This window comes from Alteromonas sp. ABV4_515 (assembly GCF_056160345.1).
In genome coordinates this window covers 106,723-127,848 of record NZ_JBSWWZ010000002.1, presented here as the reverse complement: position 1 = coordinate 127,848, position 21,126 = coordinate 106,723, and the positions used below count along the sequence as shown (strand labels likewise).

General features: G+C 48.0%; 15 protein-coding genes. 4 read left to right on the top strand and 11 right to left on the bottom strand.

Features of this window, described 5'->3' with window-relative positions; translation table 11 throughout:
* Window positions 1–93: 93 nt before the first annotated feature.
* Window positions 94–1,251: an AI-2E family transporter gene (locus ACXAGX_RS04935; protein WP_474836963.1), complete on the top strand. Its 1,158-nt coding sequence runs from the start codon at window positions 94–96 to the stop codon at window positions 1,249–1,251.
* A 30-nt stretch (window positions 1,252–1,281) separates the two neighbouring features.
* On the opposite strand, the gene ACXAGX_RS04930 is transcribed toward ACXAGX_RS04935, so the two are convergent.
* Window positions 1,282–2,331 carry a WD40/YVTN/BNR-like repeat-containing protein gene (locus tag ACXAGX_RS04930; protein ID WP_474836961.1) on the bottom strand — a complete coding sequence of 350 codons (1,050 nt, stop codon included), beginning with the start codon at window positions 2,329–2,331 and terminating at the stop codon, window positions 1,282–1,284.
* Window positions 2,332–2,551: 220 nt separating this feature from the next.
* Here ACXAGX_RS04930 and ACXAGX_RS04925 point away from each other — a divergent pair, with 220 nt between their 5' ends.
* Together ACXAGX_RS04925 and ACXAGX_RS04920 are read left to right on the top strand one after the other, a co-directional pair.
* Complete coding sequence (locus tag ACXAGX_RS04925; protein ID WP_474836959.1) at window positions 2,552–3,430, top strand: LysR family transcriptional regulator; 879 nt, start codon at window positions 2,552–2,554, stop codon at window positions 3,428–3,430.
* A 177-nt stretch (window positions 3,431–3,607) separates the two neighbouring features.
* Window positions 3,608–4,504, top strand: a complete 897-nt coding sequence (locus ACXAGX_RS04920) for a cation diffusion facilitator family transporter (RefSeq protein ID WP_474836957.1) — start codon at window positions 3,608–3,610, stop codon at window positions 4,502–4,504.
* A 66-nt stretch (window positions 4,505–4,570) separates the two neighbouring features.
* Here the strand turns inward: ACXAGX_RS04920 and ACXAGX_RS04915 are convergent, their stop codons facing one another.
* From ACXAGX_RS04915 to ACXAGX_RS04885, 7 genes are all read right to left on the bottom strand, one after another.
* Window positions 4,571–9,214: a hypothetical protein gene (locus tag ACXAGX_RS04915; RefSeq protein WP_474836955.1), complete on the bottom strand. Its 4,644-nt coding sequence runs from the start codon at window positions 9,212–9,214 to the stop codon at window positions 4,571–4,573.
* Between the two features lie 238 nt (window positions 9,215–9,452).
* The gene (locus ACXAGX_RS04910; protein ID WP_474836953.1) at window positions 9,453–10,571 is read right to left on the bottom strand and encodes an RNA polymerase sigma factor; all 1,119 of its coding nucleotides are present in this window, start codon (window positions 10,569–10,571) and stop codon (window positions 9,453–9,455) included.
* 2 nt (window positions 10,572–10,573) lie between these two features.
* Window positions 10,574–10,702 carry a hypothetical protein gene (locus ACXAGX_RS04905; protein ID WP_474836951.1) on the bottom strand — a complete coding sequence of 43 codons (129 nt, stop codon included), beginning with the start codon at window positions 10,700–10,702 and terminating at the stop codon, window positions 10,574–10,576.
* A 198-nt stretch (window positions 10,703–10,900) separates the two neighbouring features.
* Entirely contained in the window at window positions 10,901–12,007 is a 1,107-nt protein-coding gene (locus tag ACXAGX_RS04900) for an adenosylhomocysteinase (RefSeq protein WP_474836949.1), read from the bottom strand.
* 110 nt (window positions 12,008–12,117) lie between these two features.
* A complete protein-coding gene (locus ACXAGX_RS04895) occupies window positions 12,118–12,588 on the bottom strand; it encodes a CreA family protein (protein WP_474836947.1) in 471 nt (156 codons plus the stop codon).
* 121 nt (window positions 12,589–12,709) lie between these two features.
* Entirely contained in the window at window positions 12,710–13,777 is a 1,068-nt protein-coding gene (locus tag ACXAGX_RS04890) for a branched-chain amino acid aminotransferase (RefSeq protein WP_474820630.1), read from the bottom strand.
* A gap of 401 nt (window positions 13,778–14,178) precedes the next feature.
* Entirely contained in the window at window positions 14,179–17,484 is a 3,306-nt protein-coding gene (locus ACXAGX_RS04885) for a S41 family peptidase (protein ID WP_474836945.1), read from the bottom strand.
* A 133-nt stretch (window positions 17,485–17,617) separates the two neighbouring features.
* Between ACXAGX_RS04885 and ACXAGX_RS04880 the strand changes: the two genes are divergently transcribed.
* Entirely contained in the window at window positions 17,618–18,367 is a 750-nt protein-coding gene (locus tag ACXAGX_RS04880; RefSeq protein ID WP_474836943.1) for a sulfite exporter TauE/SafE family protein, read from the top strand.
* Between the two features lie 21 nt (window positions 18,368–18,388).
* Here ACXAGX_RS04880 and ACXAGX_RS04875 read toward each other — a convergent pair whose 3' ends face one another.
* From ACXAGX_RS04875 to rutC, 3 genes are all read right to left on the bottom strand, one after another.
* Window positions 18,389–19,846 carry an NCS1 family nucleobase:cation symporter-1 gene (locus ACXAGX_RS04875; RefSeq protein ID WP_474836941.1) on the bottom strand — a complete coding sequence of 486 codons (1,458 nt, stop codon included), beginning with the start codon at window positions 19,844–19,846 and terminating at the stop codon, window positions 18,389–18,391.
* Window positions 19,847–19,914: 68 nt separating this feature from the next.
* Window positions 19,915–20,745 (bottom strand): pyrimidine utilization protein D, encoded by an 831-nt coding sequence (gene rutD / locus ACXAGX_RS04870; protein WP_474836939.1) that lies wholly within the window; start codon window positions 20,743–20,745, stop codon window positions 19,915–19,917.
* Window positions 20,735–21,118, bottom strand: coding sequence for a pyrimidine utilization protein C (gene rutC, locus ACXAGX_RS04865; protein WP_474820616.1), 384 nt, complete (start codon window positions 21,116–21,118; stop codon window positions 20,735–20,737). Before rutC ends, rutD begins: the two co-directional genes overlap by 11 nt.
* Between the last annotated feature and the right edge of the window lie 8 nt (window positions 21,119–21,126).

Here is a 21,126-nt window from a genome sequence, read left to right as displayed (position 1 = left end):
CACAGTGAACCGAACACCACACTTCACGTACCAACACTAATTATTAGGCGCAACGTGCTTCGTAGAACACTCGGTTAAACAATAGGCTGGTAAATGGATTACAGAGAAAACGGAAAAAGTAACCAGCAAGACAGTATTTTGCAGCCTGGGATTAAGGAAAGTCGCCATATCCGTCTGCTCAAGACGCTCGTTGGCTTGGCAATTATCTATACCTTATACCTGGCAAAATCGCTGTTAATTCCGCTATTTTTCTCTGCACTGGTAGCGCTGCTGTTAAGCCCGCTTGTTAGAATTGCGCGCAGGTTCTTTATTCCTCCTTCGCTATCTGCAGCCGCACTTATGCTCTTATTAGTAACGCCATTCACATTACTGGGGCTGGAATTAGCCGAGCCCGCACAACGGTGGATGCAGTCTTTGCCCAAAATAGCGGCAGAAGTCACACAGGAAATTGAAGAAATCAGTGACACTTTAAAGCAAGGCGCAGAACTCACAACGCCTGAGCCAGCGAAAGAAAACACCTCATTTTTTAACTGGTTTGATGATGAAGAAGAAGAACCAAAACCCAAGCCCGATGATGACAACACAATGACGGACAGGCTTAAACAAAGCGGTATTGAATTAGGTCTGACCATATTAAGCAGCGCACCTTTGCTGTTAGCTCAGATATTTGGCTGCCTGATCTTAATCTTCTTTTTATTAGTGTTCGGCCCTAACCTATTCAACGTATTCATTCGCGATTTTCCTATTGTGACCAACAAGCGCAAGGCACTGGTGTTGGTTAATCATATCCAGCGCGAACTTTCTGCGTACATCATTACGATAAGTATGATTAATGGCTTGCTTGGTATTGCCACCGCTATCGCATTTACCTTTCTGGGTGTACAGGATGCAATATTGTGGGGTGCGTTAGTTGCGCTGTTGAATTTCGTGCCTTATTTGGGCGGTCTGATAAGTTGCAGTATTCTATTGGTTGCAGGCGTGGTGCAGTTTGGTCTGGTGTCTGCTGCTTTGCTACCCGCTTTTGTATTTCTCGGTATTAACATTTTCGAGTCACAACTTGCCACGCCCACGGTGCTAGGCCGCAGCTTGCGACTTAACCCGTTGATTATCATCTTATGGCTATCGATTGCCGGCTGGTTGTGGGGCATCGTAGGCGTGTTGATGGCTGTACCCATTTTGATGAGCTTTAAAATTATCCTGTCTAATTTAGGTGCCCTGCCCCACTGGGTGAAGTTTATCGAGTCGAAGTGATTATCCAGCATTCAGCAGAAAAGGCATAGGCTAATAAACTTCAATAAGCCCTTCTTTTCCGGCCCCGATACACCCCTTATTTTGCTGGCAGGCAATGCTCCAGATGTTGCTTTTACTGATCACCTGCCATTCACTGACATCTGGCTTTAGCACGGCCACGCCATCTGGATTACTCACCCAGTATTCAATACCTTCCGAGGTAGGTAACAGCGCCGAGCCGTAAACCGCTCCCCTGAGCGGGAGTGGCGGCAACGCAACCCACTTGCCGCTTCCCGAATGATAAAGCCAGGCTTCCGCCTGCTTGCCTGCAGCCTTCAGACTGCCACCAGCAACGAAAATCGCCTTCCCTTCAACCTGAACTGAAAAAACGCCGCCAGCCTCACCACCAGGTATGGGGGTTTCAAGGCTTTGCCATTCCCCGTTTTCCTCAATGAGTAGCCGCGACGATTCGCCGTTACCGGTACCAATGATAATACCGCTGTCGTTGTAACGGCTCAGGCAAGTTCCACTAGAGGCAAATCCCCCTTCAGAAGGTTGCGCCTCGATGTTCAAATTCAGACGTTGCCAATGTTTTCCGCCATCCTCAGTGGAGAGAACAAAAAGCCCCTTCTCATCGGAATCTCCGTAAAGCCAGCCGTTGCTTTCATCTGTCATTGTAAAGCAGTCATAAAATGTAGAAGACGCTTCCCCTTGCAATACTTGCTGCCAACGCTCTCCCTTTTCACCACTAATATAAATACCCGATTTATTCCCTTCTCCGGCGCTCATCACAATAAGTTGACCGTTTTCCAAATACTGGTTGTCTCTGAATTGCAAAAAATCAGAGCGTGCAGGCCCATTAATTTTTCGCCACTGCAAACCGTTATCCTCTGAAAGATAAATGCCGCCGCCACTGCCGCTGGCAACCACCGTATCGTTTTGCCAGGTGACCGCCTGAAACGACACACCTTTATCGAGCTGATGGGTAGTGATATTTTCCGCGGCATGTACACCATTTCCCGTGGCATGTGCATATGCCGACAAATTGGCGAATGCCATTGAGAAAGACATCATTAATGTAGAAAGCGAGATGTTTTTCATCGAATGTCTTTTAATTCGGTGTTTATTCATAAGCAGGGCATATTCCTTTGCATCATTGAAATCGCGACTCGAGTAATTCAGAGCGGCAACCAGTGTAGACTGACCTTCATCCTGAAATCAAAACCTTAACAACCGCAATTTATCGAAATCCTCGACAGATGCTGCACGTTTTCACTGAAAGATCGATTATGATAAGTAGACCTGTTCAACCGAGACCAATATGAATCTATCGCAGATAGAAGCCTTTTGTGCCATCGCCGACACTGGTTCGGTGTCTGAAGCGGCTCGTCAACTGGAATGCAATCGCAGTAAACTTAGCATGGCGATTAAAGTGCTGGAAAGTGAGCTCGGTGTAGAGTTATTCGTGCGTACCGGCAATCAAATTGCGCTGTCGGAAGTTGGCAAAGCCATTTATAAAGACTGTGAAAGTATGCTTATTACCGCTACTCGCATTCGCGGTACGTGCGCACAGGTAACCGAGGAATTTGCCGCCGAGGTATGGATTGCGCCAGACGACTCCCTCCCTGACTCGGTATGGCAAGGATTTATCCACCAACTAAACAACCTGTTTCCTAATACGTCCTTTAATCTGATTTTGGCCTCAAGCGGCGATCTGGCCAACCTGGTCGCAACCCAGCAAGTCGATTTTGCCTTTGGTGTCGATTACGAACGTTTTGATGACGCCCGTATCACCTATAAACCACTGGGAAAGATTCGCATGATGTCGGTATGCAGTGCATCGCACCCGCTGACTAAACTAAAGCGGGTCACCGACGAAGATTTGCGAAAGTCCATGCAGGCCGCGATGGTTTATTTGAATGAACAGAATAACTCGAGCCTGGAACCTTTCTCTCGCCGCCATATTGGTTTTTCCAGCTTCGAATTTATGCTCAATACCATTCTGACAGAAAGCGCCTGGGGAGTATTACCCGAACCATTAATTCGTCACCATCTCAGAGAGGAGCGCCTGGCCGTAATCCGTCATACCTATGGTTTAACGCAAGAGGATTATTGCATGGTAAGTCTAACCGGAAGTGCGGATAACCCTGCAATGGCGTGGCTGGCGGATAAGCTAAGCGACTATCTGTTTGACTTCTGAGTGTAAACACCCCGCTAAGCGTCAATTTTATTGACACCAAACTTTATTCGTATCCCTATGATTTCTTTGACAAATATAACAAAGCAGATTTATCCGGCCGATTAAGACACGAGAATGCCGTTGTAAAAAAGCCCGATTGGACGAAAATAAGCCCAGTTTTCAACAGGTGTTTATTTTATGTGTATCCAAACAAGCCGCAATGAAAAGCGCACTCTGACCCTCTCAGCCCTTTCTGCACTGCTTTTCGCAGTTGCCGGATTGGTGATTGGTTTGCTTGTAGATTCACTGGTTATTGTGTTCGATGGTGCCTATTCTCTGGTGAGTCTGGTGTTAACTTTATTGTCGCTAGCTGCAGCCCGCTTCATCGCCGCCCCATCGTGTGATCGCTTCACCTTTGGCCGTGCAGTATTTGAACCTGCCGTGATTGCGATAAAAGGCGCCGTTATCCTGCTCGTAGTGGGTTACTCGCTTTACGCCGCTATAGAGGCCTTACTAACCGGCGGTCGAGAAGTAGATGCCTCAGTTGCCACAGCGTTTGGCGTGATAAACGTGCTCGGCTGTATTGCTGTATGGGCATTAATTGCTGCACAAAGTAAACGTCAGCATTCAGGCTTATTGGATGCCGAAGCTGACCAGTGGCAAATGGACACCATGTTAAGTGTGGCGGTAACTGCAGGCTTTGTGGTGGCTTGGTTGATGACACAAAGCTCACTGGCTGCCTATGCGGTCTATGCCGACCCGGTGATGATGCTGCTTATCTCGCTTTATTTCATCAAGGTACCGCTGAATATGCTGACTTCCGCACTGCGCGAAATCTTTCTGATGGCGCCGAGTGAAGAAATTCGCGAACGCATCGATCAAAGTGTACTGGAAGCGGGCAAAGACTCAGATCAGGAAATTGAATTGGCGGGTGTAGCAAAAGTTGGTCGCGAATTATGGGTTGATGTAGATATATATCCAGACGACAGTGATGTCATCAGAGTAAAAGACATCGAAAAAACCCGTGAAACCATTCAAAAGCGTTTGGCTAAGTTACCGCTGGAACTTCAAATTAATGTGAATATCGCCAGCTAGCGCGAAACATTTCGAACTGGCCGTTATTTCGGCCTGTTTTTATTAGCAACGCCAAGTTCATTAGCTCTATTCTATATCTGAGCCACCACCTTTTAATAAACTCAGGTTTTTTATCATCAACGGAATGAGACCAAGCGCCGCGGTAGCAATTCCCAATAGAGAGTCCAAAGAGCTACCACTGGAATAAATAAAGGCGGCCATCAAAACCAGCAATATGGCAAAAATGGGGATCCGTATGATGCTCCAGACTCCAGTGCTGGTGTTGTCCATCCAGCTTTTCATCACAGATTCGGGTTCTGCAGTCAGTACAAACTGCCTGAAGCTTTCATTGATAAGATGCCATCCCTTGTCTCTGTATAAGTAACAGCGCCGAACCAAACGTTCGATAGTAACTGCACTTTGAGGATTAATCGTTGCCCCGTGGGCCATACGCCAAAGAATGATTTTCTCATTAATGGTGCATTCTTCCCATTTGCGTCGATAAAGGGGGCCTGCATGTACCAGCATAAATTCTATCGCTTGTTCAGGCTCCCGTATTTTCCGTATCTCAAGCTGCTGCCATACGGAGTTAATTTCTGGCCAGGCCGCACATTCATGGCTAAGAAGCTCACAAACGTTAAACGGATTTTCTGGCAGAAATTTGTGCATCGGTGACCACGCATAAGACTTATCAAACTCTGCGAACAGTTTCGACCAGCTGGCCTTCTCATCAACATCCGCAATCACTGATGCGTCCAATTCGTATGCGTTCGGGTTAAGCAGGCGATAGAGCGGAGCGGTTTCGGCTACCATCACAAGAACTATGTCTTTATGTAGATGCAATTCAAAAAGTAAACTCAATGCATCTTTCCTGGACTGTGGATTCAGACTTAACTGTTCAAGCGCAGAAAGCGCCACCACTACGTTTTCTCCAGAATGCTTTTTCACAAACCTTTCAACCTTCTTCACGAAATGGAAGGCATCAGAATGTTCATCTATACAAGTAAATTTATCAAGACACTCTGTAATACGAAACACGCTGTCGTCAAAAAGCACAAACGAGCCGTTTTGTTGAGAAATTTTGAGTAATTCTATTTCACCCTTAAGCCTGGTTGTATTCAGAATCAACTGCGAACGACCGTCAATTTTTAGCTTTTGGAAATTCAGCTCAGGGAAATCAGACTGATATGAATATCCGGCGCTCCCCATTTCATTCACTTGATACTGACCCAGAATGTGTTCGCCCATCATCCGGCGTACTATCAGTTGTCTCACGGTCAGGTAAAGCGCGGCAGGCATCCCGATAAACATGAGCATTGCAATCATTAACCCACCAGGGGTTTTCAACGGTTCCATTAAGAACAAATCAGCCCGATACTGCAGTTGCCTCACATCAGCCGGATTATTTTCCATTAAATCGTTCTTCGCAGCTAAAGCAAGCTGACTAATAAACTCTGTTTCACCAAGGGTTGAGCCGAACAGATAGTTAAATAACTTATCTGTAGAATTTGTCGTGCTTTCATTTACTTCAGAATGAATCGTCACCCATTCAGGCATATGAGTTTTATAAGCAACGTTTCTTTCCAATTTAAAGAAACGCTCTGTTATTAATTCAAATTTATTACTTAACTTAACGTTACATAAAGACTTAAATGGCGAGTAGGCTACGCGCCCCTGCTCGCTTTTCATTTCACAGGCATCGCCAGCCAAAAATCGAATATACTCATTAAATGACTCATTTTTTTCTTCTATTTCTTGTTTAATTGCCTGCTCTTCAAATAGTGCCTGGCGGGAGAGCAGATAATCATGAGCACTGAAAAGAATGATGGTCGCAGGTACGCTTGCTGCAAAATAAATAAGACTTGTTAAGAACCAGACGTGACCGGTTGAAAAGCGAACTTTCTCTATGTCGTTTTTAGGCCTAGAGCTTGATGGCTTCCAGTAATAACGCAGCACAATCTGCCACATTCCTATTAGCATAAATATGCAGGTAATGATGAGAAAACTCTGACATAGCGCGATCACCGCAAGCGCCGCAATGCAAGGGTATACAATACCTTTTGCCCATACTTTGTTAATGAGGGGGTTTTGCCATAATTTACATTGGCTATTCTTTAGCAGTGCGCTGCTGGCTGCTACGATTAGCACGAACCCGGTAAGAGCGCTGACCTTATTCTCAAGTATTATTTTGTGGTCATCGTTCCAGGTAAAAAGCGCGCCAATAAACACAGGAATGCAGAGACCGGCAAAGGCAAAAAGAGGCCGTCGCCATCTGTAATACATTGAGTAGCGTAGTTGCCAGCAGTATATTACGAGATATGCCAGCATTCCTGCAGTAAGGGCCCAGAGAAACAGTCGACCGCTAAGGCTAACAACCCACCCCATCTGCAGAGTGACAAAGAGTCCAGCTGCAAAAATTAGCAACGCCCCCCATGAATAGCAATGCCGTTTTTTACTATTGAAATAGCAAAGATCTCCCCAAAAGCACTGTACAGTAACGTAGCGAAAAATGACGAACCCTGGAATGACAACAAGTAAAAAAAGAAAAACGGTGGTGAATACCATTACCATGTTGTTGGTATTCACTTCAGTAGGGTCGAAAAATACGACCAGATGCCATGGAATGTTGTTTGGGATGTCAGGGCTCAACAGTGAGCCCATGACCATCCTGTGAGGTACCCCTTTATAATCTAACTGGATGGGAACGCTCTGCTTTGTTCCTGAGTTAATAGCTGCTCTCAGTAACGCATGTTGGCTGGTTTCAATAATAAAGTTTTCAATCAGGCTTAATGAATCGTCACTATGAAAAATAACCTTACCCTTGTCGTCAATTACGGCAAAACCAAAACTATCAGGTAAGATCCGGTCTGTAAGAGAAGACAATCTTGTACCTGCAAAATACATTTTCAATTTATTCGTGGACTTATCTGCTGAGGCTTTACCTTCATCGAAAGGTGGAACGGTAAACATGAGATTTCTACGGCCATCTTCAATATTAAATACTCGCTCCATGAAAACTCTCTGGGGATAGCCATCATCAAAATTTATTTCCCAATATTCACCCTTTAATCCTGCTTTGAAATATTCCCGGCTTGATAGTTCGAGCTTGGTAGTGTTTACAATATTTGCCGATATATATGAAACAGGCATAGATTTATCGTCAATGACATAGCCTTTATCATTCAGACTGGCGAAGGACTCAAGAAAAAAACAATTATTTCGGCCGAGAATTTTCTTTCCGAGCAATTTAGGGTTCAGCAGGCTTTCATCATAGATAGGTTTTGCGCCCTTTATGTCTGAGTAGCTTGGCTGCCACGGAAAACTTGTTTCAAAGAATGATTCAAAACAACTAGCATCAAGGGGGTTCGGAAGAGTTAAAAAAGTAAGCAGGAAGCCATGCACATACGATAGGCTATCAGGTTTCCAAGGAATTTCAGTCAATGGAAATTCAACCATCGAAGTGACACAAGATTCTAATAGTTCTCTCTGCATTCCATAATGACAGATATTAGGAAACGGGTGCGGAAGCGAATTTGGATAAAAAGCTTGCGAACCGTCTTTATCACCGGATGCAATCCCGTTAGATTCATTTACGTTAAAAGTCGATAAATCAGACGTAATGTCCATTAACGTCTTTAATTCATCAGTGACTTCCCGACTAATTTCCTGATGTAACTTTTTAAGTTGCTTATCTTTTACATCGATGAGGTAATCCTGGAATAATTGTTGTGAAAGTCCGATGGTAATAATTCCTACAGCGACAATGAGGCCTAATACGATCTGACTTTTATCTGCCGGTTGAATAGGATAGGTGGCGCTGATAAAACGAAGCTTAAGCAGCGGGATAATGGCAATAAGTAATATCAGAGCTAAAATCAGCCACATCAGCATATCTGGTGGCAACTTTAACTTTTGGGAAATGATCAGCCGCTTCTTTACGATACCGACAAGATAGTAATTTTTGTCATCCGCACTCATCCCCTTACTTGTTATAGGGTGAAGATAAACCCGGTACGTCGTATCATCAAACTCCACATCATTGTAACGGGTACCTGAAAGACGTACTAACTGGGAGGAAGTATTGTGAGCACTTCTCTCATCGCCTTCCGAGTTAAATACCGGCGCCAGGTTGCTGATATTCCTGAAAAACAATTCAGGATCATCGACGAGTTTCGTAGCGTTGTTAACTACACTTTTAACTTCACCGCCTTCTTCAACTAACGCAACCGTCTGGAAACGATTAAGTCTCATGCCTAACACATGTTTTATGCTGCTCTGAAGGGTGAGTGTCAGTTCAGTATTCGTACCATAGTATCCAGTCTGTTCAAACCTGACAGTATCGTATTCCGGCAAAGAAAATGTAAATACAGGCTTGTTTTTTATAACGTCATTTATAAATTTTCTCTTCTCATCGAAATTCAGGACTTTTAAATCACGAAGTTCGTTCGAAGACATACTAAGCAAGCGAATATTATTTTTGGCCCTCTCTAGACGATTTTCATCAGCTTGAAAGTTTTCTGGCAAGGAATAAGCGGAGGTTTTTTCTACCTTCTTCAACGTTCGGTGAATGGTGCCTTCAATCTGTTGCAATTCACGGAAATAAAGCGTGTTGAGAATATCTTCATTCCTCTCCATTTTCAGAAAATAAACAATACCGAAAAGGGTGCCGCCAAGGAGAAGAACGAGGATCAGGAATAATAGTCGCGAGAGGTTACGCTTAAGCGGTGTCATAAAGCATCCTTGCTTTAATAACGTCACATCCTATCGAAGTCGAACTGCAGTAACCACTAAACGTTATAACTGAATAATTGTATAAAAATCAACCTCATCATAGCGTTCACAGTACTCTCTTTCAATAAGAAAAAAGCGATATAAAAACAAATATAAACACCGTATAACGCTAGAAAACGAGCAATACGATGCTTATAACTAAAGAGTTACCGATAAATATCAATTTAGGTCAGACGCTTTACCAGAGCGCCCTGCTACTTGTATATAGCCCCGCGATTATCCCAATATTACCCAGAGTTATCCCTGTAAGAAGCCAGAAAGTACCGGAGCAGGAACCAAAAACCGACAGCGCTTTTTTGCCTCTTGTATTTTCATCTGCGGCGATAATGATTTGCGTTTTGCGTGTTTGTACGAAAATCACAACCATCATGAGTTCGTAGGCCACAATCGGGAATACCCACCCCGAAGTGAATTCGTAGGCAGCTGTCAGCAAAACGCCGGTAATACCGATGCCAATCATGGTGCGCTTACGTTCTTTTCTCAGCGCTACTTTTCGACCTTCGTTTCGCATGCGACGCAACGGAATTTCTGCACTCAGGTAAACTGCAATTAAACCGGCAAATGTAGCCAACATGGCGCCGCTGAATATCCATTGTAGTGCACCTATCAAACCGCCTTTCATGGCAGTTGACGAACTTGCACTTGAAACAGTGGCCGCCTGAGCAGGCGAACTGATGCCTGCACTAGCGACAAGTACTGAACTGATTGTCAGTGTGGGCGCTGTCGACAGAATAAGCGCTCCAGATTTATCCAGCAGTTTTCCTTTCAATGTCTGACGCGCTCGGCTTAGTTGCTGACGAACCGATGCATCGGAAATTGACAACAATGTCGCGACCTGTGCGCTGGACTGCTCTTCCCTATAGTACAGCAATACAATTTCACGGGTCTCGTCCGGCAGATCATCAATGACTTTTGCAAGGATTTGCGCCTGTTGGCTTCGACTTAACACCGCCTCAGAATCCCCATCTTCCAGACAAAACTGTGAAAAAAGTAAGTCTGCCTCGTCGCCCCCAACTCTGTCGGCTACGCGGTTATCCCGAAGATAATTAAACGCCGCATAGCGGGTTGACTGCCTGAGCCAGGGTAAAAAGCTAGCCGGTTTTTTCAACGTGTTGAGTTTTTGCCAGCATTGAATGTAAACCTGCTGCGCCACTTCCTCACTGGCATCGAGATCTTTCACAATCGCCAGGGCGATGCAACTGATGGTATTTCGAGTGGCATAGATTAGACGGGTAAAGGCGTTGCTGTCGCCTTTCATGGCAAGTAATACGTCTTGTTCTGCGATTTGCACACTCATGATCATTCCTTGATAAAGTGGTTAATCTGTTCATTCAGCCAGGCTGGGGCGTCATTCATAATAAAATGACGAGACTGAGTGTTCATTATTACCTTACCGTGTGGCGCTTTCGCAAGTTGTTGAAGTTTCATTTTTTGTTCCTTATCAGTGTATGTACATAGCTCTGCGTACATACTGGTGAGTACTTAACAAGGAAACGAAGACTTAAGAGTTTGTGACAAATTAACTTAAATTTTTTTCTGGTGATGCCACTAGAAGATTATTGAGTGACTAAACAAAAGCCCGATGAGTAACCGGGCCTTCCTGAGTCTATAAAATTAAAATGCTCACTAAAGCACCTTCTTCCACGCCTTTTCAGGTAATAGATACAAACCGTTCGGTGATTTCTCACCTTCATTGATAATAAAACCGATACCCGCAGCCATTACAGCCAGTGTCACGTCGAATGCGTTGATGCTGTCGCCATATCCGGCAGTCAGGTTAAACATAGAACCATCGGCAAGCAGAAATACCGTTTTACCGTTAAGGTTGTAAGCATTCACATAAGGCATAGGAAGAGATTCAGTACTATTGGCTTTCAGGTAAGCCACATCGATTTCTTTTGCCACGTGACCCACATTCAGCACAAACGCACCGTCTTTCAAGTTATCCAGATGGCGCGCGCTTACCACACCAGCCGCGCCGGTGGCGGTGGCAATCACATCCGCCTCTTTCGCAGCATCATTCAAACTCACCACCGGCCAGCCGTCATATTTGGCTTGCAGTGCGCGAGCTGCATCGAGCTCAGCCACTTGCACCTGCGCACCGAATGCTTTCGCAGATGCCGCCACGCCCTGACCTACCAAGCCATACCCGATGACCACTACCGTCTTTTCATGCAGTGTGAGGTGCGTGGTCTGGAAGAATGTCTGCCAGGCACTCAACCCCACCATGTGACGATTATGCAGACCTTCTTTTACTGGCAAATCGTCCCAGTTAAAAATCGGGTAACGGGGGGCTACACCACCTAAACGCGTGATACCGGAGCCGGTGGCTTCAAGGCCTGCTTTTACCGCGGTTGATGCGTCGCTCTCGTGCAGACGGGTAGTTAAATCTGCGCCCATTTCACACAGATGTGTTGGCTGCCAAGCCAGCGCTTTATCAAAAGATTCAGACCAGTCTGCGTCGCTCATATCGCGCCAGGCGTGAGCCACTGCGCCTTTTTCCACCAAATAAGCAACAACGTCATCCTGCACGGTTGTCGGGTTACAGGTTGTGAGAAATATTTCGCAGCCTTTATCCAATAGACCTGCTACCAGCGGCGCCATTTTCAGATCAAGGTGCATGTTACAGGCAAGGCGAACGCCGCTAAGGTCGGGAAGTGCCGCCAACGCGTCGCGGGTACGGGTCATATGAAGGGTTGCCCAGTCTAGCTCGGCCTGAAAATTCTGATACATGTAATTGCCTGAAGAAATTGGAAGAATATATCGGGGCGCCATCATAGCAGGCTTCGCCTGGATCTTAACGGCAAAACGCCCCAATTATCATGCCGTTAGTCAGACGCAGATTAATCCTTCATCGGCGGCGTTTGATAAGCACTGGTTCCCCACAATGGCACTGTCGACAAACTGTGCTTGAAGCTTCCTGATGTTTCCTTAGTGGAATACGCAAGGTACATCAGCGTCTGACTCTTTTTATCCAAAATACGGCGAATTTTCATGTTCTTAAACAGCACACTTTTCGACTTACGGAATATCACTTCACCAGAGTCCGATTTATCAATCTCTGTCAGCATGGCGGGCGTAATGTCACCGGTTTGACGGCAAGAAATTGAACTATCCGATGGATCAGCCAGACTCAAGTTCGCTTCGATGCTTGCCACATGACAAGTCACGCCGGGAATACCCGGGTCGGTCAGCGAATCAATTTTGATGTCTTTAGTGGTAAATAAGCCCAACGACACATCACCCACCTCATTGTCGGAACAACCCGAAAGCAACAGCAGGCTCGCCGCAGCAACACATAATCCGGTTCTCATAAAACATCCTCTTTTTTCTATTTTGTCAGCGTACAATGTTCCGGCGCGTTTTTCATTGCGCTTGTTCAGCGAAAACAAAAATGACGCCCATCAGGCGCCATTGTTAATGCATATCCATCGTTTAATCGATGGTCGTGATCCAGCCGAAAGGGTCTTCAATTTTACCATATTGAATACCGGTTAACTGGTCATATAGATGCTTGGAAACTGGGCCTGATTCGTTGTTATTTACTACGTAATCTTTTTGCATAAAGCACAGTTTACCTACTGGAGAGATAACTGCCGCGGTGCCACAGCCAAACACTTCTGTGATTTTGCCTGATTCGATATCAGCCACAACCTGATTTACATCCATGCGCTCTTCGCTGACTTCGTAACCAAGGGTTGGTGCCAGTTTAAGAATAGAATCACGGGTGATGCCTGGCAGGATGCTACCACTAAGTGCAGGGGTAACAATCTTTTTGCCTTCGTAAACGAAGCAAATGTTCATCGCACCCACTTCTTCAATATATTGTCCATGAACCGAATCCAGCCACAATACCTGTGAGTAACCCAGTTCGGCCACTTTCTCAGACGCCATCAGGCTGGCCGCATAGTTACCACCGGTTTTCGCTTCACCGACACCACCAGCCACTGCGCGGCGGTATTCGTCGGTAATATAAACCGCAATAGGATTAAAGCCGCCAGCGAAGTACGCACCAGATGGGCCAGTGATAATGAAGTGGGTATATTGTGAGCTGGCGCCCAGACCCAGCTTGCTGCTGGTTGCAATCATCGCCGGACGAATATACAGCGATGAACCGTCTTTAGAAGGCACCCAGGCTGCATCGAGCTTAACCAGCTTTTTCAGTGCTTCCAGGTGTAAGCTTTCTTCCACCTCAGGCATAACCATACGCGTTGCTGAACGGTTGAAACGACGGCAGTTCGCTTCCGGACGGAACAGGTTAATCTTACCGTCTTCACGACGATACGCTTTTAAGCCCTCAAAGATTTCCTGGCTGTAGTGTAGAACCGCGGCGGAAGGGTCTAATTGAAGTGCCTGATAAGGGACGATTTGCGCATCATGCCAACCCACACCTTTGTCGAAGACCTGGCGGAACATGTGATCAGAAAATACTGCGCCAAAACTAAACTCCTGGGGACATTCGCCGCGTTTGTCGGCATCCAGAGGCAACACTTCAATAGACATCTCAACCCTCACTAATTAAACACTCATTGTTTCGGAAAAAGCAAACGACACGATTGTCGAAAAGACAGTATGGGTCAGATTCGGAGATCCAGTTTAAGCAATGTGCTGGAGGCGGCGACAGCCGTTGATCACCAGGCTGCCAGAGTGAACCGACGAAGACATGGTCGTTGCTGGATCGCAGTTTAGCGCAGACACCGCTTAGAAAGAAGTACGAGGAGGCGGTTTATTCTGCTTGATAGACGAACAAGGGGCTGTCGACGGCAAACTGACAGATGACCGACTGTTTCGAAATCGGTTATGTGGTCGTTAGTGCATTTTCACCTGCCGAGAAAAAGACCCGATATTTTCATACCGGGTCTTCTATCACGCAGCTACTTCCGCGCAGTTAATGCGCCGCAGACTTATTTATTCACATCCTTCGCTGGCGTTCTTGCATCCGGGAAGGCCTCACCTTTCAGCGGATTAATGGGGTTCAGTTTAATCTGCTCCTCGAGATACTTAATCGCTGCGTTAAGCTGGGCATCTTCGCCGTTGAATGTGGCATAGGGCAAATTATCCACTTCGATGTCTGGGCTGATGCCTCGTCCTTCGGTGATCCAGCGCCCATCGGCAGCGAATACCGGGAATTCTGCAACACGGGCCATACCGTTATCTGCCACCGAATTTCGGCCAGTTAGCCACACACCGGCACCCGCCGTGGTTTTGCCGATCACCGGCGCAATGCGCATGGCGCGCACACCTGCGGTAAAGGTTTCACCGTCGGAGTAGGTAAACTGGTCGGCTAACACTACCAGATGACCACGGAAAGTTTGCTGCATATTCGTTCCGGTACTGCCATCAGGATATTGCCAGAACATCCACACACGACGCAGCAACTTCTCCAGAATCATACTGTCGACGTTCCCGCCGCGATTACGGCGCACGTCAATAATGAGTCCGTCTTTGCGATACTGGGCATAAAACTCTCGGGCAAAGTTAGCCACATCACCACCGCCCATTGCGTACAGATGCAAATAGCCAATATCTTCATTGGCTTCACTCACCTTCTCGCCGTTAGCCAGTACCCAATCTTGATAACGTAAGCCGAAATCTTTACCTGTAGTTGCCGGCGTAACAACGGTTTTCAGTTTTTCACCGTTTCGCACCAGTCCAAGCAGCACCTGTTTACCGGCTTTGTTCAGCAGTGCACTCACCAGTTGTGCCTCTGTTTTTACGTCGCGGCCATTTACAGACTCGATGATGTCACCTTCCTGTGCATCGACTCCGGCTTGTGCCAGCGGCGGCGCATCCGACGGTACTTCGGTGTCGTAGCGATAGATATGGGTGATTTTCACGCCCTGTTCCGTGTCATTAAACACGCCACCCAGCATGGCAGCTTTAGGCTGCGCTTTATCGATGGGAATATCACCGCCCCGCACCTGGCTGTGCAAGGTATTCATTTCACCCATCATTTGCGCGAATACGTCATTGAGTTCATCACGATGAGTAACGCGTTTTAACAGCGGTGCATACTTATCTTCAACCTGTTCCCAGTCGACGCCGCGCATAGTAGGGTCGAACAACGATTCACGGTGCATCAGCCAGGCGTCGTGAAACATTTGCGCCCACTCTTTTTGCGGATTAATCCGCATCTGCCAGTCACCCGCTTTTACCTGCGCGTCGGAGAGATCTTTGGGAAAGCTGCTTTTTGCCGGCACAATGTACATGTTCTTGTTGCCATTACCTCTTTTGAACACAAACATAGCTTTGCCATCTGCCGACAGTTCGTATCCTGCAATACCGGAGGTAATCGTCTTCAATTTGGCGTCGTGTTTAAATTCCAACGCTTTGAGGGTGGCGTTTCGCCCACTTCGGTCACCAACAAACAGCAGAGACTTGTTCGCACTCAGTCCAAAATAATTGCCTGGTGCAACAGGTACCTGCCAGAGCCGCGCATTCAGGCCATCCCATTGTATTCTGCCGGAATCGTTGGCTTCTTTTCCATCCTCGTCCTGCTCGGTGTTTTCGTCGTCTTTGCTATCAGCTTCTTGTTCTACTCGAGTGAGTTCCGTTGGTGCAGAAAAACTAAAACCCGCGTCATCGGTTAGATTAAGGGCGAAGATCTGCGTGCGCTTATCAAACTCGGTACCCATGGCGCGGTCGCCCCACGGGTTTGATGGTGTAGCCACAAAGTTGCGTTCCGACAGGAAATAGAGCCATTTGCCATCTGCGCTAAAAGCAGGCGAGTAAGACTGGTATTTATCCGACGTGACATCTTGCCCTTTGTTATCTTGCAAGGAGTAGAGGAAAACGCTGTTACGTTCGTTACCGGTTTTCGTGCGGGTAACCGCCAGCATATTGCTGTCACCAGACCACACAATGTCAGACTTAGCAAACAAACCATCGCTGTCGTCGAACACTTTCACCTGCGACTTATCTTCGAGATTCATCAGCCAAACTGCACCGGCTTTGTCGTCAAAGGCGAGCCAATTGCCATCAGGCGACAAAGACAACTGCCAGCGATAGGTTGATGCGCCGTGAGTAAGCTGTTCTGCCTGCGCGGAGCCATCAGCAGCGAAACGCCAGATCTCCAGTTCACCGCTAGCATCGTTAAGCGCATACACCCACTTGCGGTCTTTGCTCAGTAGCGCCTGACGGCTCCGAGAGTCTTCCGGTGTGGCAATTTCAACCAATCGGGAGCCATCTGTGGTGGCAACCGCAATACGTCCACGAGCAGTAATCACTACTGCATCACCCGTGTTGGCTAAGGACACGTTTTTCAGCAATTCCAGGGGGCTGTTGTCCCAATGCTCACGCAAATATGGAAAATCGGAAACAAGCTGGATCGGCAGGGTTTTATTGCTGCCCGCTTTCAGATCCCGCACTACCAGATCAGCACCGTTCTGATACACCGCTTTGCCATTCCCTATCGCAGCGCCGCGCACGGTCCAGTCATCATATTGCGTTTCTTTTCGCGCTGCCTTGCCATCTAGCGTCATTGACCACAGGTTGTCGATGCCGTCCTGATTGCTGATAAAAAACAGTCGGTTTTCATTTAGCATTGGTGTGCGGATAGACCCTTCGTGCTCTGCCGTTAGAAGCTCAGCTTCTTGGGTAGAGCCCAGTTTCCAGCGCCATAAACGCCCTTTCGCGCCGCCCTGATAATAATTGGCATTGTCGCCGGAAAGTTGCAGACCGAAGCGAACGAAGTAGAGCCACTCGCCTTTATCATCAATTACACCTTCTACGGCGTCAGCCAGCGGCAGAGTGGTGGTTTTACCGCTTTTCACATCCAGCAGTTTCAGCACATAGCTGTTGGTCGGGCCCACCCGGCTGTTGGTGCTGTACAGGATTTTTCCGTCAGCGGTCCACTGATGCAGCTTCATACCCGAATTTTCGAATGTGACACGCTCAGCCAGACCGCCGCGAATAGGTTTGATGTAGACTTCAGGCGCGCCTTCATAATTAGCAACAAAAGCCAGTTGTTTCCCATCGGGGGAGATCACCGGCTGAGTTTCATCAGCAAGTTGCGTGGTCAGGCGAGTAGCGGCGTAGTCACCTTTTTGGTTATCGTTCAGTGTGACTGACCAGAGATCCCCTTCGGCATTGAATACCAGCTGGTTATCGTGAATGGCTGGCTCGCGGAAATAACCCGGCGCAGCCAGCGCCTGTGTCACCGTCAGACTCAGTAGTCCGAGGGCACCACAAAAAGAAAGTGCGGATTTCATTGATGTTTTCCCTGTTCTAAGTGCTTTATAATTGAAATAATGGTTTGTTGCGGGCTGTTCTTTTCATAACCTGAACACAATGCGTAACAACAGACAACCGTCTTCTGCCCTCATTCAGTGCTAAGGAACCCTTTTGCTTTTAGACACCCTTTCTGTTGCGGATGTCAGTATCGTGCTGGCAATCGGCTTTATGGTTGGCCTTGCCAAGGCCGGTATTCACGGAACCACCCTGCTTTCAGTGCCATTGCTGGCGCTGCTGTTCGGCGGGAAAGGTTCGTCGGGCATTATGCTGCCCATGCTGATTGCCGCTGATATCTTCGCAGTCTATCACTACCATCGTCACGCAAACTGGCGCTTTCTGATGAAACTGTTCCCTCCTGCGATTGTCGGCGTACTGCTGGGTACCTGGCTGGGGGAATCCATCGACGATGCACTCTTCGTACAAATTATGGCGGTGATTATATTTCTAAGTGTGGGTCTGATGCTGTGGCTGGAAAAGCGCAAAACGGCGGTGCCAGATAATCACGCTTTTGCGGCCGTTACGGGTGTGATGGGCGGCTTTACCACCATGGTAGGTAATCTTGCTGGTTCGGTAATGGCGGTGTATCTGCTGAGTATGCGTCTGCCGAAGAATATGTTTATTGGCACCGCGGCATGGTTCTTTCTTGTAATTAACTTATTCAAAGTGCCGTTTCACGTTTTTGTATGGGAAACCATTACGTGGGAAACCCTGCAACTGGATTTAATCGCCCTGCCTCTCATTATCGCTGGTGTGTATACGGGGATTTGGCTAGTGAAGAAAATCAGCGAAGCCCATTACCGCTGGCTGGTGATTGTGATGACCCTGGTTGCCGCTGTTGCGCTGCTGCCCGGCACACTGTGATATCAGCGCGGGCGGCAAGCATTACATCGGTCGTTTTGCCATTAACAGATAAAGCCCGCCTGCCACCGCGACGCCAACAAACCAGGCATACGCATAGAGATTATCGAAGATAACAGGCACGCTCTCCACTACTCCAGCAGCATGCAGAAACCCGGGCAGATTCGGCAGAATACCGACTACCAGGGCGACTAACCCTGCCCGGTTCCAGCCGTTGTCAGCCCCGTATTCACCGTCATGTGTAAACAGTGCATCCGCATCGAGCTGACATTTTCGCAGAATAAAATAGTCTGCAATCAGAATGCCCGCGATAGGGCCAAGCAGCGCGGAATATCCCACCAGCCAGGTAAACAGATAGCCACCGGCGGTTTCCAGAAGTTTCCACGGGAAGATGGCAATGCCGATACCGGCAGTGATGTAACCACCCATCTTAAAGCTGATTTTTTGTGGGTTCAGGTTGGAGAAACCATAGGCGGGGGCAACAATATTTGCTGCCAGATTGGTGGTTAATGTTGCCAGCGCCAGTGCTGCCAATGCGATTACCACGCCCATGCCGCCCATTCTTCCGGCCAGCACTACCGGATCCCAGATAGCCTCACCGTAAATGGTGACTGTCGCAGATGTCACCGCTATACCGATGAACGCAAACAACGCCATAGGCAGCGGCAGGCCAATTGCCTGACCAATAATTTGATCCCGCTGACTGCGGGCAAAGCGGGTAAAATCGGGAATATTCAGCGCCATGGTCGCCCAGAACCCCACCATGGCGGTAAGACCGGGAATAAAGGTTGCCAGAAACTGTCCTTCTTTCACCCCGCCTTCAATAAACTGTGACGGTGCCGACAACATTTCACCAAAGCCGCCGGCTTTGAGATACGCCCAGATCAGCAGGGCCAGCCCCATAGCGATCAGAAACGGCGCTGCGTAGGTTTCCAGCCAGCGGATAGAATCGGTGCCGAATTTAATAAACACCAGATGCAGCGCCCAGAACAACAGAAAGCAGAAGGTCTGCGCGATATCGATACCCAGAAGCGGCAATGGATTAGTCACCAGCGCATCGCCGGTGACGGCGTTTAAGATAACGTAAATGGCGGAACCACCCACCCAGGTCTGAATGCCAAACCAGCCGCAGGCCACAAGTCCTCTCGCTACCGCAGGAATGCGGGCGCCACGGGTGCCGAAGGAAGAACGCAGTAATACTGGAAACGGCACACCGTACTTCGCCCCGGCGTGACCAATCAGCAGCATAGGCACCAGCACAATGGCGTTGCCCAGCAATACGGTGGTCACAGCCTGCCACCAGTTCATGCCCTCCGAAACCAGGCCGGCGGCCATCATATAGCTGGGTACGCATACCACCATGGCAACCCAGAGCGACGCATAATGCGCCCAGGTCCAGGTGCGCGCCTCAGATGCAGTGGGTGCTAAATCCGCGTTCCACAGGTCGGCATCGTGTGTAGGCAAACTGCGTTGTTTTTCCATTCCTTCAGGGCCCTAATGATGTTGATGAAATATCTAAGTGGCAGCTTACCGCATCTACGCGACTATCGTCAGGATGTCTCCTCTGACACATATCCCGAAAGGTGCGTGAGGATGAGATCATTCACGATATTGGGTACGGTAACAGTACATGCATGGCCGCCATAATCCAGCACCGATATAGCCGCACAGGACAGTCTGGCGGCGAGGATTTGTGAGCGTTTCCACGGTACCAGCAAATCATCACGGTTGGCGATAATAAACGTATCGGTTTCGATGCCGGACAGACGATCATCAATATTGAATGTGGTTAACGCCTCAATACGCGCTAGCAGGTTGGCCTCATCTGGAAAGTGTTCAAGCATGTGCGCCTCTTCAGCATGCAATGCTTCAGCGTGTTCCACAATCCAGTCTGGCGGATACAGGATCAGGGCCTGCATCTGCAGAAACGCTGCTTTGTCACCGGCTGCCAGTAACGCTTTGCGGATATTAAAACAGCGTGCTGAATGAATATTCGGGCAGCTCCAGGCGTTAATAGGGATGAGGCTTATCAGCATGGACGGACGTTTGAGCGCCAGTTCCAGCCCGACTAGTCCGCCTAGCGCGTGGCCAATAAGATGGCATTCGGTAACGTCCAGACTATCAAGCAACGCCAGTAATTCATCCGCCATATCTGCAATCGTGTAGCTTTCCGGCAGTGCCGCCGGACTGCGTCCTGTACCGAGGTGATCGTAAGTGATCACCCGGAAGTTCTTTGTCATCGCCTCAAGTTGCGGTTTCCAGAAGTTAGCCGATCCGCCCAGTCCTGAACTTAATACCAGCGTGGGCGCGTCTTCATTTCCGGCATCGCTGGCTCCGGCAGGCTCATGTATTTCATAGTACAACACCGGCTTATCCGACATGGGCGATACTGGCTATTTCCACTAACGCTTCCGGCTTCACCAGCCCCACTTGAATGCAGTAGCGGGCCGGTTTCTCCCCCGGAAAGTACTCAGCGTACACCTTATTGATCGCGCCGTAATTGGCCCAGTCGGTGAGCAGAATGGTGTTGAAGGTCACATCATCCATAGTGCCTCCGGCTTCCTCAATCACGCTTTTAATGGTTTCCAGTACGTGACGGGTTTGCGCTTCAGCATCCCCCACATGCACCACGTTGTTATCTTTATCGAACGGCAGTGTGCCAGAGACATATACGATGTTGTCGGCCATGGTGCCGGGTACAAATGGAGCGATAGGCACGCCGGTGCCTGCGGGAATAATTGCTTTCTTGCTCATGGGCATTT

Coding starts and splice junctions, on each gene's coding strand:
- rutD (WP_474836939.1), bottom strand. CDS start 20,745: ATGTCGGATAAGCCGGTGTTGTACTATGAAATACATGAGCCTGCCGGA.
- ACXAGX_RS04935 (WP_474836963.1), top strand. CDS start 94: ATGGATTACAGAGAAAACGGAAAAAGTAACCAGCAAGACAGTATTTTG.
- ACXAGX_RS04875 (WP_474836941.1), bottom strand. CDS start 19,846: ATGGAAAAACAACGCAGTTTGCCTACACACGATGCCGACCTGTGGAAC.
- ACXAGX_RS04930 (WP_474836961.1), bottom strand. CDS start 2,331: ATGAAAAACATCTCGCTTTCTACATTAATGATGTCTTTCTCAATGGCA.
- ACXAGX_RS04900 (WP_474836949.1), bottom strand. CDS start 12,007: ATGTATCAGAATTTTCAGGCCGAGCTAGACTGGGCAACCCTTCATATG.
- rutC (WP_474820616.1), bottom strand. CDS start 21,118: ATGAGCAAGAAAGCAATTATTCCCGCAGGCACCGGCGTGCCTATCGCT.
- ACXAGX_RS04885 (WP_474836945.1), bottom strand. CDS start 17,484: ATGAAATCCGCACTTTCTTTTTGTGGTGCCCTCGGACTACTGAGTCTG.
- ACXAGX_RS04910 (WP_474836953.1), bottom strand. CDS start 10,571: ATGAGTGTGCAAATCGCAGAACAAGACGTATTACTTGCCATGAAAGGC.
- ACXAGX_RS04895 (WP_474836947.1), bottom strand. CDS start 12,588: ATGAGAACCGGATTATGTGTTGCTGCGGCGAGCCTGCTGTTGCTTTCG.
- ACXAGX_RS04925 (WP_474836959.1), top strand. CDS start 2,552: ATGAATCTATCGCAGATAGAAGCCTTTTGTGCCATCGCCGACACTGGT.
- ACXAGX_RS04890 (WP_474820630.1), bottom strand. CDS start 13,777: ATGTCTATTGAAGTGTTGCCTCTGGATGCCGACAAACGCGGCGAATGT.
- ACXAGX_RS04920 (WP_474836957.1), top strand. CDS start 3,608: ATGTGTATCCAAACAAGCCGCAATGAAAAGCGCACTCTGACCCTCTCA.
- ACXAGX_RS04915 (WP_474836955.1), bottom strand. CDS start 9,214: ATGACACCGCTTAAGCGTAACCTCTCGCGACTATTATTCCTGATCCTC.
- ACXAGX_RS04905 (WP_474836951.1), bottom strand. CDS start 10,702: ATGAAACTTCAACAACTTGCGAAAGCGCCACACGGTAAGGTAATAATG.